The organism is Pedobacter sp. Bi27 (assembly GCF_918698255.1).
Taxonomy (GTDB): domain Bacteria; phylum Bacteroidota; class Bacteroidia; order Sphingobacteriales; family Sphingobacteriaceae; genus Pedobacter.
The window spans coordinates 831,285-849,778 of record NZ_CAKKMW010000001.1 but is presented as its reverse complement, the minus strand read 5'-3'; the positions used below and the strand labels follow the sequence as shown (position 1 = coordinate 849,778).

At 38.7% G+C, this 18,494-nt stretch carries 16 protein-coding genes; 8 read left to right on the top strand and 8 right to left on the bottom strand.

Translation table 11 applies throughout. The annotated features are described in order from the left end of the window. Positions 1-238: 238 nt before the first annotated feature. The 7 genes from LQ227_RS03255 to mdh all read right to left on the bottom strand — a co-directional run bounded on the left by LQ227_RS03255 (position 239) and on the right by mdh (position 5,792). Entirely contained in the window at positions 239-1,591 is a 1,353-nt protein-coding gene (locus LQ227_RS03255) for a HAMP domain-containing sensor histidine kinase (RefSeq protein WP_230143522.1), read from the bottom strand. Beyond that, complete coding sequence (locus LQ227_RS03250) at positions 1,592-2,269, bottom strand: response regulator transcription factor (RefSeq protein WP_230143523.1); 678 nt, start codon at positions 2,267-2,269, stop codon at positions 1,592-1,594. A 344-nt stretch (positions 2,270-2,613) separates the two neighbouring features. Continuing rightward, positions 2,614-3,150 carry an SRPBCC family protein gene (locus LQ227_RS03245; protein ID WP_230148214.1) on the bottom strand — a complete coding sequence of 179 codons (537 nt, stop codon included), beginning with the start codon at positions 3,148-3,150 and terminating at the stop codon, positions 2,614-2,616. Between the two features lie 63 nt (positions 3,151-3,213). Then, positions 3,214-3,609, bottom strand: a complete 396-nt coding sequence (locus LQ227_RS03240; protein WP_230148213.1) for a group III truncated hemoglobin — start codon at positions 3,607-3,609, stop codon at positions 3,214-3,216. Continuing rightward, positions 3,590-4,033, bottom strand: coding sequence for a hypothetical protein (locus LQ227_RS03235; protein WP_230143528.1), 444 nt, complete (start codon positions 4,031-4,033; stop codon positions 3,590-3,592). Before LQ227_RS03235 ends, LQ227_RS03240 begins: the two co-directional genes overlap by 20 nt. A 63-nt stretch (positions 4,034-4,096) precedes the next feature. Further along, positions 4,097-4,522, bottom strand: a complete 426-nt coding sequence (locus LQ227_RS03230) for an aspartyl protease family protein (protein WP_230143529.1) — start codon at positions 4,520-4,522, stop codon at positions 4,097-4,099. Between the two features lie 331 nt (positions 4,523-4,853). Continuing rightward, on the bottom strand, positions 4,854-5,792 hold the full coding sequence (mdh, locus tag LQ227_RS03225) for a malate dehydrogenase (protein ID WP_057932519.1): 939 nt from the start codon (positions 5,790-5,792) through the stop codon (positions 4,854-4,856). A gap of 262 nt (positions 5,793-6,054) precedes the next feature. Between mdh and LQ227_RS03220 the strand changes: the two genes are divergently transcribed. The 8 genes from LQ227_RS03220 to LQ227_RS03185 all read left to right on the top strand — a co-directional run bounded on the left by LQ227_RS03220 (position 6,055) and on the right by LQ227_RS03185 (position 17,843). After that, the gene (locus tag LQ227_RS03220; RefSeq protein ID WP_230146599.1) at positions 6,055-6,396 is read left to right on the top strand and encodes a hypothetical protein; all 342 of its coding nucleotides are present in this window, start codon (positions 6,055-6,057) and stop codon (positions 6,394-6,396) included. Between the two features lie 682 nt (positions 6,397-7,078). Further along, the gene (gene dnaE, locus LQ227_RS03215; RefSeq protein WP_230143531.1) at positions 7,079-11,512 is read left to right on the top strand and encodes a DNA polymerase III subunit alpha; all 4,434 of its coding nucleotides are present in this window, start codon (positions 7,079-7,081) and stop codon (positions 11,510-11,512) included. A gap of 175 nt (positions 11,513-11,687) precedes the next feature. Continuing rightward, entirely contained in the window at positions 11,688-12,008 is a 321-nt protein-coding gene (gene trxA / locus LQ227_RS03210) for a thioredoxin (protein WP_029275428.1), read from the top strand. 127 nt (positions 12,009-12,135) lie between these two features. Beyond that, complete coding sequence (locus LQ227_RS03205) at positions 12,136-13,353, top strand: PQQ-dependent sugar dehydrogenase (RefSeq protein ID WP_230143532.1); 1,218 nt, start codon at positions 12,136-12,138, stop codon at positions 13,351-13,353. Between the two features lie 458 nt (positions 13,354-13,811). Further along, on the top strand, positions 13,812-14,729 hold the full coding sequence (locus tag LQ227_RS03200; RefSeq protein WP_230143533.1) for a DUF58 domain-containing protein: 918 nt from the start codon (positions 13,812-13,814) through the stop codon (positions 14,727-14,729). Positions 14,730-14,795: 66 nt separating this feature from the next. Beyond that, complete coding sequence (locus tag LQ227_RS03195; RefSeq protein WP_230143534.1) at positions 14,796-15,257, top strand: redoxin domain-containing protein; 462 nt, start codon at positions 14,796-14,798, stop codon at positions 15,255-15,257. 3 nt (positions 15,258-15,260) lie between these two features. Then, positions 15,261-15,779 carry a thioredoxin domain-containing protein gene (locus LQ227_RS03190; protein WP_230143536.1) on the top strand — a complete coding sequence of 173 codons (519 nt, stop codon included), beginning with the start codon at positions 15,261-15,263 and terminating at the stop codon, positions 15,777-15,779. A gap of 327 nt (positions 15,780-16,106) precedes the next feature. Beyond that, positions 16,107-17,843 (top strand): thiamine pyrophosphate-dependent enzyme, encoded by a 1,737-nt coding sequence (locus LQ227_RS03185; RefSeq protein ID WP_230143538.1) that lies wholly within the window; start codon positions 16,107-16,109, stop codon positions 17,841-17,843. A 117-nt stretch (positions 17,844-17,960) separates the two neighbouring features. Here LQ227_RS03185 and LQ227_RS03180 read toward each other — a convergent pair whose 3' ends face one another. Next, positions 17,961-18,431: a hypothetical protein gene (locus LQ227_RS03180; RefSeq protein WP_230143540.1), complete on the bottom strand. Its 471-nt coding sequence runs from the start codon at positions 18,429-18,431 to the stop codon at positions 17,961-17,963. Between the last annotated feature and the right edge of the window lie 63 nt (positions 18,432-18,494).

Here is an 18,494-nt window from a genome sequence, read left to right as displayed (position 1 = left end):
ATGAATTGAAAAATTATTTATACAAGTTTAGCGTGATGTTATTATAGCGAAATAAGAGTAAGATTAAAATGAGATTAGAATTTGAAGTAAAGTTCAATAGTTCATTGGTCAATGGTTTATTTGTTCAATAGCCTATAGCGAGAGCTTTAGTTAGAGAATTGTTCCTGTGTCCAGAAAATTAAAGGATAATCAATTTTCTGTAGTTAGGAACCTAATGAACTAATGACAAATGAACCAATCAACCTTTAACAGGCAATAAAACCTTAATCTCAGTTCCAACTCCTTCCTGCGATTTAATAGCAATACTACCCCGGTGTAAACGGATGATATTCAATGAAAGCGGTAAGCCAACGCCATATCCCTTAAAATCATTGGTGTTAGATGCACGGTAAAAAGGTTCAAATATATGCTGTATATCTGTTTGCGGTATTCCAATTCCTCTATCTGTTACAGCAATTGAGAGCATATTGGCATTGCTTTCGATACTAATGCTTACCAGATTCTCATTTGAGTATTTACAGGCATTGTTTACAATATTGCTGATGGCAAGCTTAATCAGATTTTTGTTTACCCGTAGGGTTAGTAAGTCATCATCATCAGGAAGTTTGGTAAAGTCGATTTCTATTTTACTGTTGGGATGTACCTGGTTAACTGATTCTTTAATTTCCCATAACAGTTCGTCCATCCGTACCTCTTCCCAGGGTTGGTTTTTTCCATTAAATCCAGATTGTGCCAGCCCCAGTAAACTGGTTAAGATATGCTCTAATCTTTCTGCCTCGTCTTTAATTTTAGATAAGGCTTTGTGCTGTTTAGGGTTATCCTCAACGGTTTTCATCGCCAGTTCAACCTCGCCGCTAATAATGGTTAATGGTGTTCTTAATTCGTGCGAAGCATTGCTGATAAAGTTATTTTGTGTTTCGAAGGCAGTTTCTAAACGGTTAAGCATATTGTTGAAGGTTTGGGCCAACTGCGACATTTCATCGTTGCCTTCTTTTACATCCAGTCTTAAATGCAAATTTTCTGCTTTTATCTTTTTTACGCTCTTGATTATATTTCTTAAGGGCATTAACATGTAATTAGAAAATTTCCAGCCAACAACAAAAGATAAAACAACAGAAAGAAAAAAGCCAATAATCAGGATTCTTTGCAGGTCTTTTAGTTCCCGAAAGCCAAAGGGATCATTTGCAGAAACAATTACTATATATCCTTTGTGTGGATTTTTAAAGAATTTTCCAGCGTAAAAGTGATTCTCAACACGATAGCGTGCCACATATCCGGCATTTATGCGGTTATAAAAACTAGCTGGTAGCTCTCGGTCCAATTTATTGGTTGGTTTTCCAGCTTCAATGATATACTCTTTTTCTGAAGGCAGTCGCTCAAGGTATTGGTTGCGCATTTTAGCGTAAACCTTATTATTTTCGTCTTCGTATAATTTAATCTGGGCAGCAATATTAACCCTGGCCTCTAAACGTTTATAAAAATCTTCAAAGGCGAAGTCGTTAGAAAAATACCAAACAAAACCACTTAATAAGGAAATAATAATTGCCGATAAAATGGCGAAAAGTAAGGTGATTTTCTTGGCTATCTCCATTTATTTTTCCTTTAATATATAACCTAGGCCTACTGCGGTATGAATAAGCTTTTGGTCTGCATTTTTATCTATTTTTTTCCGAAGATAATTAACATAAACATCAACCACATTGGTGCCAAGGTTAAAGTCGATATCCCAAACGTTTTCTAAAATGTCTATCCGCGATAAAATTTTGGCCTTGTTTTTAGCCATATATTCAAGTAAGCGATATTCGGTTGCGGTGAGTACAATTTCTTGCTGATTACGCTTTACCGTTTTTGCGCTTAAATTAATCTGGAGGTCTGCTATAGAGATAATCTGATCTTGCGAAACCACACCATGATATCGCCTCAACAGCATTCTGATCCTGGCAAAAAGTTCAGCAAATTTAAATGGCTTTATTAAATAATCATCTGCACCATTATCCAGTCCGTTTACTACATTTTCTGTAGTACCCAAAGCCGTAAGCATAATAATAGGTGTATTTGGTTTTTGTTCTTTAATGATTTTACAGAGTTCCAAACCATTTATTCCAGGTAGCATAATGTCGAGAATAATCAGGTCGAACTGATTTTCTATGGCCATCTGTTTTCCGATTAAACCATCAGGCGCTATACTCACGGTAAATCCCTCATCGGTTAAACCCCTCAAAATTACAGATACAACACTCGGTTCATCTTCTACAAGTAATAAATTCATTTTGCTGGCAAGTAATCTAAAAAATGGGGAATTACAAAATATTAATCGCTGGTTAGTTGATTTTTAATGCTTTTTTAACGCAGAGCCGACACAATTGTTTGAATTATCGGAAATTGATTCATAAAAAAGCCTCTCAAATGAGAGGCCAGTTATGTTTTAACCACAGCGGGAACGGAGGAATGTCACAGCGTCCGCAAAGGTTTTTCTTGCGCTTTAGGCTTCCATCTTTAAAAGATTTGCTTCACAGGGCTGTCGGGTTCTTCGCTGCGCCCAGAATGATAATACTCCGTGCTTTCTTTGTATTCATGGCAATCTTTCGACTTCGCTCAGGATGATACAGCGTTTTAACTTCCTTTCTCCGATTTTTCCTTCAAATATTTTAGCCCATCTTCAAAATCTTTCCCGATCATTTTATCCATACTCACAAACACACACATCCATTTACTGATCAGGTTATTTTCACCACTCATTGTCCAGGTTACTTTATTGCTGCTTCCCTCTGGCTGAATGTCGAATTTTGTATCCGCTAAACTTTCGAAAGGCTCAATAAATTTTAATTCGATATCTACCTGTTTGTTAGGTGCTACACTTTTTATCTTCATATAGCCGCTTCCTGTTTCCTTACCTTTCCATTCATACAAATGACCAGGCTCGCCCGCGATGCCAGCGTATGTGGTTTTTGCTGAAGGTTCCATTTTTGCCCATGGATTCCATTTGTAGAATTCTTTAAAGTCGGCCACATTCTTGTAAATTACGCTGTCTGGAGCATTAATTACAGTAGACCTGCTAACTGTATAACTTTTAGGCAAAAAGAAGCCACCCACAATAATAATTATTGCCAATACGACAATAATGCCAAGTAAGATTTTGAGGAATTTCATAATTTAATTTAGTTTGGTTACCTAAATTTATAAAGAAACCAGCTTAAATCAAAGTAAAATTCACTAAACAATTTTGATCTTCGATTGTGGCGAATTTATTTTAAAATGCATTAAATCGGCAATAGATTGTGCTTTTTGTTTAATCAGATCTGCATTTTCTCCTACAAAAAGATCGTCGACAGTTTGGAAAAAGAGATTTTTCCAGGTTTCAAATGCTTCGGTTTGCAGGGGTGTTTGTTCATTTAAGGCAAAATGGGTAAGCATGGGGTTGCCTTTGTAAATTGCTTTTCCGAAAAGGATACTTTCCCAGAAATCGTACATTTTTGGCAAATGGTGAGACCAGTCTACTTTTGCAACATCGGTAAATATTGGACCTATCTGTTTGTTAAGCGCAACATTTTTATAAAACGTATCCACTAAAAGGATAATATCTTCTCTATTATGAATATCTTTTTTCATGGTGAAGTGATTTTAAACTTACAAAACCCAGAACAATTAACGATAGGAATTTGATGATGTCGGCAATGATGTACACAATATGATGATAACTTTTAGCTGGTATGTTGCCTGCCAAAACCAGTTTTGCCCTTTCATCGAGTATTGGCAATAGCCAAAAAGTATCTAGCATTAAAAGAATAGTAACTGAGAAAAGTAAAATACTGTGAAAGTTTTTTAAAGGTGTGGGTAGGGAGCAGGCTAAAATAATAATCAGCAATACGATCTCTATTTTATTGAGCGCCTGAAAAACCAATTGCCCGATACCTAGGCCGAGAGGGATTGTAATCCCCGGAGCCTGGAATTTTAATGGAGCTTCTAAAAAACTAATTCCACCGATTAAACCTGCCCAGAAAATGACACAAAAGATTGTGATTAGCTTTTTCATCGGGTTCAAATATCATTTAAAATAGTTTAATAAAAATGATTAAAGTCATAAAGTAAAATTACATTATCTATAAAGCCTAAGGATCATCTTTTTGTAATCAATAACGGCTTTATATTCCATTAATATATCTCCGCCAATAATACTCATAATAGGCGGGTGACCAAACTGTTGGTAGGTATCACTCACCGATTGCAGATCGAAAGCCACGGTTTCGTAGTTTTTGATCTTTAACGATCCGATTTTTAGCTCAGGGATTGTCGCCTGGATAGTTGTAGTGGTGGTAAAAAGGGTGGCTGCATTAATTTCTTCTGATACCTGAAGCGTTTCAGAGAGGTGTTGCTCAATCAACGATTTATCGAACACACTTCGCGAGGCACCGGTATCTAAAACAGCAAAATGTTTTTCCTTAAAAACAACAACCTCTACCAAAAGGTGGAAACCGTCATCTTGTAAATTTATCAGTTTTAGCGGGATTGAAATTGATTTCATTGTTTATTTATGTCTACTGCCCTTCGATTACGCTACCATTGACAGCCCTCCAATAGAATAGTCGTCATTGCGAGGCACGAAGCAATCTTAAAGCGCTCGCTACCAGCGATAGTTGTAAGATTGCTTAGTCGGCTGAAAAGGCCTCCTCGCAAGGACGATTCCTCGCCGGCACCTAGCACGCTGTCATTATTTTTGATTTTTTATAATAAATTATCCCTCAGGGTGACAACTTATTTAAGTGTAAAAATGCCACGGAGGCACGGAATTAAAGGGTAATAAATCTATTCCGTACTTCTGTGTTTCCGTGGCAAAATTAATGATGTAATCCGTATTAAACCAATTTCATTTCTGCCAGTACATTATTCATGTTCCTTACGGCATCGGCGCTTTTATTAAATGCCGCCTGCTCATCTTCGGTTAATTTAAAATCGATGATTTTTTCCCAACCATTACGGCCGATAATTACGGGAACACCTAAACATATATCTTCCTGCCCGTATTCTCCTTCAAGAGAAACGCAGCAGGTAAACAGCTTTTTCTCATCACGTAAAATCGCTTCAACCAATGCAGCACCTGCGGCACCTGGAGCATACCAGGCAGAAGTGCCGATTAAGCCTGTTAAAGTAGCACCACCAACCATGGTATCGGCTGCAACTTTATCAAGTGTAGCTTTATCCAATAAATTACTAACCGGTAAACTTTGGTATGTAGCTAGGCGGGTTAAAGGAATCATGGTTGTATCGCCGTGGCCGCCAATCACAAAGCCCTGTAAATCGTTAGGGTTGCAATTTAAAGCTTGCGATAAATAAAATTTGAAACGGGAGCTATCTAACGTTCCGCCCATGCCGATAATACGGTTTTTAGGTAGGCCTAACGATTTTAAGGCTAAATAAGTCATCGTATCCATTGGGTTACTGATCACGATGAAGATAGCTTCAGGAGAGTATTTTAAAATATTTTCGGCAACACCTTTAACAATACCAGCATTAATGCCAATCAGTTCTTCACGTGTCATCCCTGGTTTGCGGGGCAAGCCTGAGGTAATTACCACCACATCAGAACCAGCAGTTTTACTGTAATCGCCAGTTACGCCGGTAATTTTAGTGTCGAAACCCAAAAGGGTTGCGGTTTGCATCATGTCGATCGCTTTGCCTTCGGCAAAGCCCTCTTTAATATCTAACAGGACAAGTTCGTTCGCTAATTCTTTGCGGGCAATATTATCTGCACAAGTGGCACCAACTGCGCCTGCGCCAACAACCGTTACTTTCATATATTTTATTTTAATGGTTTGCGTATCGTTAAATATTAATCGAAGGTAGAAATAAATATAAGGTTAAAAAATCCTTTTCAAAACTTTATCCTTTTCAACTTTATGAACTTTAAAAGGCTTAAGTATTTCACTTTGATCATAAAATCGAATGATTAATGTTAAGCACTTTTAACATGGGTATTATCTAATCTATTTATGGAAATAAAAAAGGTGTTGCATCTTAAAGAAAAATACAATGGTGAGAATCCTTTTTTTAATATTCATGTTTATCAATATCGTTAGTTGTAATCTGGAAAAGAAAAAGATGGTAGATAACGATAAGACACTTATTATGCTCGTATATGGTTTGCCCGATTTTGAAAAACAACATGCTGAAACGGTTATTGCGAAACAATATGGTTTTAGATTTAAAACAGTTGCTGGATGTACGGTTTCGGAGGCGCTTAGAGATAGCGTAGAAATTAAGAACCGAATCACCGAAGATGTTTTAGCGCAGCGATATGGGAAAGAATGGAAATTCAGGTTTTATAGCAATGTGGATAGTCTTTATAAGAAACAACTCCGTTTTAGTTCTAAAACAAAGAAATTCGATTTAATCTGGTGAGTCAGGATCATTTTTAGGTTTCCTTTTCTGTTATTCTGAAAGCAGTAAAGAATCTTATCGTGAATTAAAAAATCTCAGATTCATAGTAAAGTTTAGGGTTATTTTTTAAAAAAAAAATCATTGTTTTTTTGGAAATGTAAGTTCGGTTTTTCATAGGCGGGTTCAGTTCCCGCTCTTTGCTAATTTCCGATGAAACCTGTGAAACAAGCAAGCACACTATAAAAAACGAAACAGACAATGCTTAAATCAGAATACCGCTTCCGATCGGGTTTAGGTGGAGCCAATTGTGCTACTATCCTGGGCTGAAAAACCTATGGCAAACAGAATTTTAAAAGCTTGTTGCATTAGCTCCCTGACTGTGACTTCTTAAGTTTCAGCAGTGTTTTTTGTAATCTAGACCTGATTGGCGGGAAAAGCTCCCGATTTTTCATCGGGACTTGTACCAAAAAGCAGGACTGTATTAACCCAAGTACTACTGTTATTGCTCTTCAAATGATTAAAATTTTGCTAAAAAGATTGCTTCGCCCTCTTCCTAGGGCTTTGTTTCAGTTCGCAATGATGGAATATATTTTCTTGTTTTCCACCACATTTTGTTGATAAAATCTGACAAAACCACCTGTCAAATTCCTTATTTTTGAAGAACCGTTATTATTCTAAAACGGTTAATTCTTTGCCGCACAATATGTACTTAATTTTTGATACTGAAACCACTGGTTTGCCACGTAATTATAATGCACCCATTACCGATACGGATAATTGGCCGCGTTGTATACAGATTGCATGGCAATTGCATGATGAGATGGGGAGATTGGTTGAACATCAGGATTATCTGGTTAAACCAGAGGGATTTAATATTCCATATGATGCAGAAAGAATTCATGGTATTTCTACCGAACTAGCTGCCGAACAAGGTATCGGTTTCGAAGAAATGCTGGACAAGTTTAATGAAGTTTTAAATAAAGCCAAGTTTATTGTAGGCCAGAATGTTGGTTTCGACGTAAACATTATGGGCTGTGAGTTTCACCGTTTTGGTGTGGCTAACCGTTTGGCCGAGATGCCTGTGTTAGATACCTGTACCGAAGTTACCGCCCAGCTTTTACAATTGCCGGGGGGTAGGGGCGGAAGGTTTAAACTGCCAACCTTAACCGAGTTACATTCTTATTTGTTTGGCGTTCCTTTTAACGAAGCCCACAACGCAACTGCCGATGTGGAAGCAACTACACGTTGTTTCTTAGAATTGGTAAAAAGAGAAGTTTTTAAAAAAGAAGAACTACAGGTTGATGTAGAATATTTTCCTCGTTTTAGAGAGGTAAACCCAGCTACGATTGAAGGTGTTGGTTTAAAACACATCAATTTAAAAGCTGCTTCTGATGAAATCCGAAAACGTTTACAAAAAGCTGAGGGCGGAGGGATTTCGAAACAGGAACTTGCAGGAAACAAACAGGAACTTGCTGCAGCAACCTTTGTACATTTACACAACCATACTCAATTTTCGGTATTACAAAGTACCATCAGTATTCCCGATCTGGTAAAAGCTGCGGCAGCACAAAAAATGCCTGCGGTAGCCATGACCGATCATGCGAACATGATGGGAGCTTTCCACTTTGTAAACCATGTTTTAAATCATAATAAAGCTGCTGAAGCAAAAAATGCTGCTGCAATTGAGGCAGGCGAGCGCCCTACGGAAGTGGTAATGACACCGATTGTTGGGGTAGAATTTTTTGTTTGTAATAATCACTTAGACCGGACCGCAAAAGATAACGGTTACCAGATGGTGCTGTTGGCGAAGAACAAAAAAGGCTATCACAATCTAGCTAAAATGTCTTCTATCGCTTATACCAAAGGGTTTTATTACGTGCCTCGTATCGATAGGGCGGTAATTGAACAGTATAAAGATGATATTATTGTTTTATCGGGCAACCTATCCGGAGAGATCTCTAACAAAATTTTAAACATGGGCGAAACCCAGGCTGAAGAAGCGCTGATCTGGTGGAAGAACATGTTTGGTGATGATTTCTATGTGGAGGTAATGCGCCACAACCAGGAAGATGAAGACCGTGTAAACGAATCGTTGATTGCTTTGGCGCGCAAACACGAAGTTAAATTAGTGGCTACCAATAATACCTATTACATTAACAAGAAGGATGCAAATGCACACGATATCTTGTTGTGTGTAAAAGATGGCGAAAAACAGGCCACACCAATAGGCCGTGGTCGCGGTTACCGTTATGGTTTGCCCAATCAAGAATATTATTTCAAATCTGGTGATGAAATGAAATCGCTTTTTGCCGATTTGCCGGAGGCGATTGTAAATATTAAAGAAATTGTAGATAAGATTGAAATCTATAAACTTGCCCGCGAAGTACTCTTACCTAAATTCGATATTCCAGAAGAATTTTTAGTGGCGGAAGATGAGGCCGATGGAGGGAAACGTGGGGAAAATAAATTTTTGCGCCACCTTACTTACGAAGGAGCCAAGAAGCGTTATGGCGTGTTAACCCCTGAGGTTATCGAACGTTTAGATTTCGAATTACAGACCATTGAAAAAACCGGTTATCCTGGTTATTTCCTAATTGTACAGGATTTTATTGCCGAAGCCCGTCGCAGGGATGTTTCGGTAGGGCCTGGCCGTGGTTCTGCAGCCGGATCGGTGGTGGCTTATTGTTTGTGGATCACGAATATCGATCCCATTAAGTACGATCTCCTTTTTGAGCGTTTCTTAAATCCCGATCGTGTATCCATGCCCGATATTGATATCGATTTTGACGATGAGGGCCGTGGCCGTGTAATGGAATATGTAATTGGCAAATACGGTTCCAGTCAGGTTGCACAGATTATCACTTATGGAACCATGGCCGCCAAATCTTCTATCCGCGATACAGCGAGGGTATTGGATTTGCCACTTTTTGAAGCAGATAAGATTGCCAAGCTGATCCCGAATATGAAGCTCGCAAAAATCTTCACGCTGGATGAGAAAACATTGAAAGAAGCTTTGCGCCCAGATGAATATGAGCGTGTAGTAGAATTGAAAAACCTTGGCGCATTAAAAGATTTGAGTGCCGAAACCATTCAACAGGCACAGATTTTAGAAGGCTCTTTACGGAACACCGGTATTCATGCCTGCGGGGTAATTATTACACCAAGCGATATTACCAATTTCGTTCCCGTTTCTACTGCAAAAGATTCTGATTTATATGTTACTCAATTTGATAACTCGGTTGTAGAAAGTGCGGGTTTATTAAAGATGGACTTTTTGGGTTTAAAAACCCTTACCCTGATAAAAGATACCGTAAAACTGGTTAAAAAACGGTTTGGTATTGATCTCGATCCGGATAATTTCCCAATTGATGATGTATTAACCTATGAGCTTTTCCAGCGTGGTGAAACCATCGGGATTTTCCAGTACGAGAGTCCTGGCATGCAGAAATACATGAAGGAGCTGAAACCAACGGTTTTCGACGATTTAATTGCGATGAACGCACTATATCGCCCAGGCCCAATGGAGTATATTCCAAGTTTTGTTCGCCGTAAAAATGGCGAAGAAGAAATTAAATACGATTTAGATGCCTGCGAAGAGTATTTGAAAGAAACCTATGGAATTACCGTTTACCAGGAGCAGGTAATGCTTTTATCGCAAAAACTGGCCGGATTTACCAAAGGTGAGGCCGACGTGCTGCGTAAGGCGATGGGTAAGAAACAGAAAGACGTTCTTGATAAAATGAAACCAAAGTTTGTGAAACAAGCGGCTGAAAAAGGCCATGATGCCACAACTTTAGAAAAAATATGGAAAGATTGGGAAGCATTTGCATCCTATGCTTTCAACAAATCTCACTCTACCTGTTATGCATGGATTGCCTATCAAACCGCATACTTAAAAGCACATTACCCTGCCGAATATATGGCTGCGGTACTGTCTAACAACATGAGTGATATTAAACAGGTAGCTTTCTTTATGGAAGAATGCCGCCAGATGAGTGTTACAGTATTAGGCCCCGATGTGAACGAATCCGATCTCAAATTCTCGGTAAATGCCAAAGGTGAAGTCCGCTTCGGTATGTCGGCCGTGAAAGGTGTGGGGGAAAAGGCCGTAGAAAGTATTATTGAAGAAAGATTGGCAAATGGACCTTATGGTAATGTGTACGATTTTGCCAAGCGTTCCAACACCCGTATTGTAAATAAAAAAGCTTATGAGAGTTTTGTGTATAGCGGTGCTTTCGATGCATTTGGAGGTCACAGGGCGCAGTATTTTTATATCGGTCCGAACGATAAAATGAATGGCATCGAAAAGATTATCAAATATGCCAACGATTTTCAGAACAATGAAAGTACTTCACAAGCCTCCTTATTCGGTGGCTCTAAAGCCGATCTTATTTTAGAACCAAGTTTGCCAGTTTCGCCAGAATGGGCATTAATGGACAGGTTAAAGTATGAGAAAGATGCCATTGGGATTTTCCTTTCTGGCCACCCTTTAGATAATTATAAACTCGAACTCGATAAATTCTGTACCCATGGCGTTAAACAGTTGAGTATCATCAATAAGGTGCGTATGGGCGATAACAACGAAGAGGTTTTGGCCGAATTCGAAAAGCTGAAAAACCGTGAGCTTTGCGTAGGCGGACTTGTGGTAACCGCATCACAGCGGATTACCAAAACGGGTAAGCCATTTGGTACTTTTGTTTTTGAAGATTATGACGATGCAAGTGAAATGGCCTTGTTCGGAGAAGATTTTTTAAAGTTTAAATCGTTTTTAACTGAAGGATATTTCTTGCAGATTAGAGGCAGGGTTGGTGAACGTTTCGGTAAAGCTGGAGATTGGGAGTTTAAAATCACCGCAATTAACTTAATGTCTGAACTGAGGGATAAATTAGCTAAAAGTTTAACTATTCAGGTGCCGATTGAGCGGGTTAACGACCAACTGATGCGCGAGATTGAAGCCATATTAGCAGACAATAAGGCAAACTCTGAGCAACAAAACTGCCAACTTAACTTCGCTATTTTTGACCGGGAAAAGGAGATTATGCTGGATATGCCATCCAAAAATCTTAAAATAAATCCAAACAATAAGTTTTTAGAACAATTACTCGGGCTTAATGTTGTAAACTATAAATTGAATTAGCATAGCGCATAGCGTTTAGTGCATAGCGGCTCTAATTTTCGCTTTGATGCTATACCCTAAGCTCCCGGCTCTTCGCCCACCGCTCTGCGCTTTTACCAAAATAATGTCAAATTGACACTACAGATGGGTTGGCATTACAATTGAATACATATATTTGAACATAAAAAAAATAATTATGGCATTAGAAATCACAGATGCAAACTTCGAGGAGCTTGTATTAAAATCAGATAAACCCGTATTAGTAGATTTTTGGGCAGAATGGTGTGGCCCTTGTCGCATGGTTGGTCCAGTAGTAGAAGAAATCGCTAAAGAATATGATGGAAAAGCGGTAGTTGGAAAAGTAAACGTTGATAACAACCCTCAAATTTCAATGCAGTTTGGTATCCGCAACATCCCTGCTTTATTATACTTTAAAGATGGTCAGGTTGTTGACAAACAAGTTGGTGCTGTTCCAAAATCAGTATTAGCAGAAAAATTAAACAAGCAATTAGCCTAGTTTAAGCTTAAAGCATAAAAACCAAAGCCTAAAGGCTTGTAACATATTTAAAACCCAAGTTCATTTGATGGATTTGGGTTTTTTATTGCAAACTTATTTTTGTTTCTTTAATAAAAAACTAACAATCATGTCTATTAACCTATTTAACAATAAAACTTTAGGTATTTTATTGGCAGGTTTAGCCCTAAACTGTGCAAATATTGCATCTGTATCGGCGCAGAATCCTGTTGAAACCAACGAACCATCAGCAGATTATAAGCCAGCATTTGCCGGGCAGACCCGAATTGGAGGAGTAAAAACCAAAACGCCTCTGGATATTACGATTATTAATGAAAAGTTAGAAAATCCTTGGGCCATTTCAGTTCTTCCAAACGGTGGTTTTTTAATTACACAAAAACAGGGTACAATGGTGATCCTTACTCCCGATGGGAAATTAAGCAAAAAAATAACCGGTTTACCCAAGGTAGATCCATCTGGCCAGGGCGGTTTATTAGATGTAACTTTAGATCCAAACTTTGCTAAAAACAGAATGATTTATTGGGCTTATTCAGAGCCACAAGATAAAGGTGTGTTACTGGCTATTGCCAAAGGTAAATTAGCAGCTAATGAAACTACAATAGAGAACCAAACTATTATTTACCGCGCTACACCAGCTTACGGCGGTAAGCTTCAGTACGGTTCGAGAATTGTCTTCGATAAGAATGGTAATTTATTTGTAAGCACTGGCGAACGTTCTGGCAACGATATCAGAATTCAGGCGCAGTATTTAAATTCTTCTTTGGGTAAAATCTTACACCTTACCACCAATGGCAAAGCTGTGGCGAATGGACCATTTGCTGGCAAAGCAGATGCAAAACCAGAAATTTATGCCTATGGATTGCGGAATCCAGATGGTTTAGCCATTAATCCTTTAACCGGTGATTTATGGGAAGCCGAATTTGGCCCTAAAGGTGGTGATGAGGTGAATATTATTAAACCAGGCAAAAATTATGGCTGGCCGATTATTACCTACGGAACAGAATATAGTGGTAAAAAAGTAGGCGATGGTATTCAGCAGAAAGATGGCATGGAGCAACCCATTTATTATTGGAACCCAAGTATTTCGCCGGGCTGTATTGCGTTTTATAACAGCAATAGTATTGCCGAATGGAAAGGAAACTTGTTTGTAGGTGGTTTGGGTGGTTCGCATATTATCAGATTGGTAATAAAAGATAATAAAATCGTTGGTGAAGAGCGTTTGCTGGAAGGTAAAGGCGAACGTTTCCGCGATATGGCAGAAGGAAAAGACGGAGCGCTTTATTCTGTAACCGATAATGGCCATTTATTTAGAATAGCTAAGAAGTAAGTTAAGTAATTATAAAATATAAATCCCGGATTCATTTATTGAGCTCGGGATTTTTGGTTTAAATCATTTTATTTGTTTTTGGAAATGAGGGCTCAGTTTTTCATTGGGGGTTTCGGCCCCGCTTTCCGTTTGTAGTGCCGGCGTGAAGCCGGCAGCTACCACTGCAATCGGGTTTATTTACCAAAGGATAGTAGCATAGTCGGGCGATCAAATTGCTCATGTTTGCCAGGGCTTTAAAGCGGTGGGTTTTGCGTTAGGGATTGTAAGGGTTCAGTACCGATCCTTCATCGGTACCGGAGCGTAGCGCAGCCCTGGAAAGCCCGCCCCTTTCCCGATTCATCGGGATTAGGGGAACACCCTTATCAGTTAGCAGCTTGCAATTATCAGTTTACAGTTAGCTAATTGACTATTTTAAATCCATAAAGAATTTTTTATAAATCTTTTATTAGCTTTACCATATGCAGGCTGTAAACTACGAAAACGAAACAAGCTATGGTAATTTAGAATTGCTTGCACAGCAAGTGGTAGAAGGTTTTATCACCGGGCTGCATAAAAGCCCATTTCATGGCTTTTCGGTCGAGTTTGCAGAGCACCGCCAGTATAATAATGGCGATAATGTTAAAAATATCGACTGGAAATTATATGCCAAAACCGATAAACTTTACAGCAAACGTTTCGAGGAAGAAACCAATTTGCGCTGCCAGTTTGTGATTGATGTGTCCTCATCAATGTACTTTCCTGAACCTAAAAATAACAAACTGATTTTCTCGATACAGGCTGCTGCATCTTTGATGTACCTGTTGAAGAAACAGCGTGATGCTTTTGGATTAAGCTTATTTACAGATGAAATACTATTGAATTCTCCAGCAAAGTCGACTACCGTACATCAGAAATATCTGTTTACACAATTAGAAGAACTGTTACATAAACCCAAGTTAAATGCACAAACTAATTTAAGCGAAGCTTTGCACCAGGTGGCCGAATTAATTCATAAACGCTCGCTGGTAATTGTTTTTAGCGATCTTTTTAATACACAAACCAGCACAGATAAAACGGACGGGTTTTTTGATGCTTTGCAGCATTTAAAATTCAACAAACATGAAGTGGTGGTTTTTAACGTGGTAGATAAATCAAAAGAAGTTGATTTCAATTTTGAAAACCGCCCATACCAGTTTATCGATATGGAAACCGGCGAAACGATTAAAGTACATACCAATCAGGTAAAGGAAAATTATACAGCAGCAGTTTCCTCGTATCGACAGCAGATTGCGCTAAAATGCGCCCAATATAAAATCGACTTAATTGATGCCGATATGAACGATGGGTTTTACCCAGTCCTTCAGTCTTACTTAATTAAAAGGCAAAAATTAGGCTAAAATTTGTTGCAAACAACGCAGATTCAGCGTTGTTTATTAAATGATTTAAATTTTAAACTCCTTAATATGTTAGAAAAAGGCGCTACAGCACCAGATTTCGAATTGAATGCTACTCCCGATCAGAAAATAAAACTTAAAGATTTTAAAGGTAAAAATGTTGTCCTGGCTTTTTATCCTGCCGATTGGAGCCCGGTATGCAGCGACCAAATGGCGCTTTATAATGAAATGCTAAAATATTTTAACAAGTATGATGCACAGATTTTTGGTGTTTCTGTTGATAGTGTTTGGTGCCACCTCGCTTTTGAAGAAAATAGAAAACTGCATTTTCCACTTTTGGCCGATTTTGAACCAAAAGGCGCAGTGTCAAAAGCTTATGGTGTATACGATGAAGAACTTGGCGAAAGCAAAAGGGCACTTTTTGTTATAGATAAAGAAGGAAAAATTGCCTGGAGTTATTTGTCGCCGATAGCTGTTAACCCTGGCGCTGACGGAATTTTAGACGCATTGGAGGAATTAAACAAGAAATAAGCTATGAGTACTTTAAAACCTGAGGTAAACAATCAAGACCACATCCAAGGTGATGATTCGGCGAGTGTAACCATTGTCGAATTTGGCGATTATCAATGCCCATATTGCGGTAATGCCTACCCGATTATGAAGGAAATTGAAGAAACATTCGGGCATCAGATCAAATTTATCTTTCGTCATTTCCCTTTGGCAAATGCCCATGAGTTTGCTTTTCCGGCTGCCATTGCTGCAGAAGCAGCAGGTTTACAAGGTAAGTTTTGGGAAATGCACGATGCGCTGTACGAAAATCAATACCGTTTAAGTGGTGAGCTTTTCGACGAACTGGCCGAAACGATTGGTCTGGACCTGGAGCAGTTTCAGCAAGACAGCACTTCGGAAGAAATCAAAAGCAAAATAGAAGATGATTTTGATAGCGGCGTACGAAGTGGGGTAAATGGAACACCTTCGTTTTATGTAAACGGAACCAAGTTTGATGGAGGTGCAACAGACCTTTATCAGATGCTTAAAGAAAGTGCCGAGTAGTTTGCATAAAAAAAACCTCATGTATTTTGCAATACATGAGGTATCAGATAAGGGTAACCGGAAAACTAAAAAACTAATTATGAGTTTTTAGAATTTAACAAAATTGAAATCGCTTCGTGTTTTGTTATATCAAAGGTGCACTTCAATTATGAAGTTTTAGTGAAGAAACTTCATCCATTCCATATTGCCATGCTTCTGTTACAACCGCTCTGATGAAAGTCTTCAGTAAGTCAGATTGGCTTATTTTCTATCTGTTATTCAAAACAATATAAGTGCTTCATCTATTTATAAGTAACAATAAACAATCCTGATTAAAAAAATACCTTCATGAGTAAAAATGTGGCAGAACAACTAGTTGAAATGCTGGTTGAAGTTGGTGTAAAAAGAGTTTATGCCGTTACTGGAGACAGTTTAAATTATTTTAACGATGCAGTAAGGCGAAACGGCAAAATCAAATGGATCCACGTTCGCAATGAAGAAGTTGGAGCCTTTGCTGCAGCAGCAGAAGCTGAACTTGATGGAATAGCCTGTTGCGCCGGAAGTTGTGGGCCTGGGCATGTGCATTTGATTAATGGGCTTTATGATGCGCACCGTTCTCATGTTCCCGTAATTGCCATTGCTTCAACTATCCCAACAGGCGAATTCGGAATGGATTTTTTTCAGGAAACCAATACCATTAAGTTATTCGATGATTGCAGTTATTACAACCAGGTAGCCACTACTGCGGCACAAGTTCCAAGAATGTTTCAAACGGCCATTCAACATGCCATTCATAAAAAAGGAGTTGCAGTTTTTGGCTTGCCTGGCGATGTAGCCCAAATGGATGCCATAGAAAGTGTTACTTCCATGCAGTTTTTTAATAATAAGCCGGTCATCCGCCCTTCCGATCTGGAACTACAGGGTTTGGCTTCGCTACTGAACAGTCAAAAGAAAATTATGCTCTACTGTGGAATAGGGGCAGCCGAAGCACATGATGAAGTGATAGCACTTGCGGCTAAATTAAAAGCACCAGTTGGATTTTCATTCCGTGGTAAAATGGGCATCCAATATGATAATCCTTACGAAGTTGGCATGACAGGTCTTTTAGGTCAGCCATCAGGTTACCATGCCATGCACGAAGCTGATGTGGTGCTGTTGTTGGGAACGGATTTTCCATATGTAAATTTTATGCCCGAAAAAAACAAAATTATTCAGATTGACGAGAGACCGGAACGGCTGGGAAGGAGAGCAAAACTAACGATGGGTTTATGCGGAAATATAACTGATTCAGTTAAAGCATTATTGCCACTTTTAGAAGAGAAGAAAGATGAAAATTTTCTAAAAACCCAACTCGAGTTCTATCAAAAGGTTAAAGAAAGACAACAGGTTTATGTAAACGATCAGGGCGAAGAAAATAAGATCCAACCCGAATTTGTAGCTGAAACCATAAACCGTTTGGCAGCTGATGATGCCATTTTTACAGTAGATACGGGAATGTGCTGCGTTTGGGGGGCACGATTTATTGATGGAACGGGCAAACGTAAAATGCTTGGATCTTTTAACCATGGCTCAATGGCAAACGCTATGCCAATGGCCATAGGAGCTGCTTTGGCACATCCCGAAAAACAGGTGATTTCCCTTTGTGGCGATGGTGGTTTATCAATGCTCTTAGGCGATCTGGCAACCATTAAACAATATAATCTACCAGTTAAGCTAATTGTTTTTAACAACAGGGCCTTAGGGATGGTTAAGCTAGAAATGGAAGTTGATGGCTTACCGGATAACGAAACAGATATGATTAACCCTGATTTTGCATTGGTAGCTCAGGCAATGGGTTTTAAAGGAATAACGGTTTCTAAACCGGAAGAAGTGGAAACAGCAATCAGTCATGCATTTAATGAAACTGGCCCTGTTCTATTGAATATCATGACCAACCCCAACGCTTTAGCAATGCCTCCAAAAATAGAATGGACGCAAATAAAAGGTATGACTGAATCGATGGCCAAGTTAATGCTGGGTGGAAAAATGAGCGAGGTTATGGATACAATAAAATCGAATTATAAACATTTGGGGGAAGTGTTGTAGTTTAGAAAAGTTTCGTCATTCCCAACTTGATTGTGAATCTTAATGCATGTTGATGTTTCATAAGCGTTAAGATTCCCACCTGCGCGGGAATGACGAGCTATTTTAAATATTACTTAACTATTTTTTCTTATAAAGTCCCTGCAACTGTGTTAATGCTGCTATCAATTTCTCCTCATCACCAGCTAAACAATAATATTTAATTCCATTTTTATCGTTATCAGGTTCTCCATCGCGTTTAGTAAAAACCGGATAAACTGATTTAATTTTTGGGTCTTTTTGTTCAGGGCTAACCTTGAACCCGTTCCAAGTCTGTATTTGAGACGTGGTGCTGGTTTCTTCTTTGGCACGATCTGAACTGGCAAATGTTTTTCCCATTGTAAAAACCCCGAAATTCATTTCCTCATCAATTGAAAATGAATTTGCTGTAATGGTAAACACTGTTTCCGTACCATTATGCAAAGTAATGTTGGTTCCGCCGATGGCTTTTGCCAGTAATTGATTGATGTTTTTAACAATTTCGGCCTTTGTTTGTGCGAAGCCACTGAATGATGCAGCCAGTAATAAAACCAGCGTTAATTTTGTTCTCATAATAATTAAGGTTTAAATATTTGTGTGTAACTAAATTTAATCATTTTTTTCGCTAAACACATA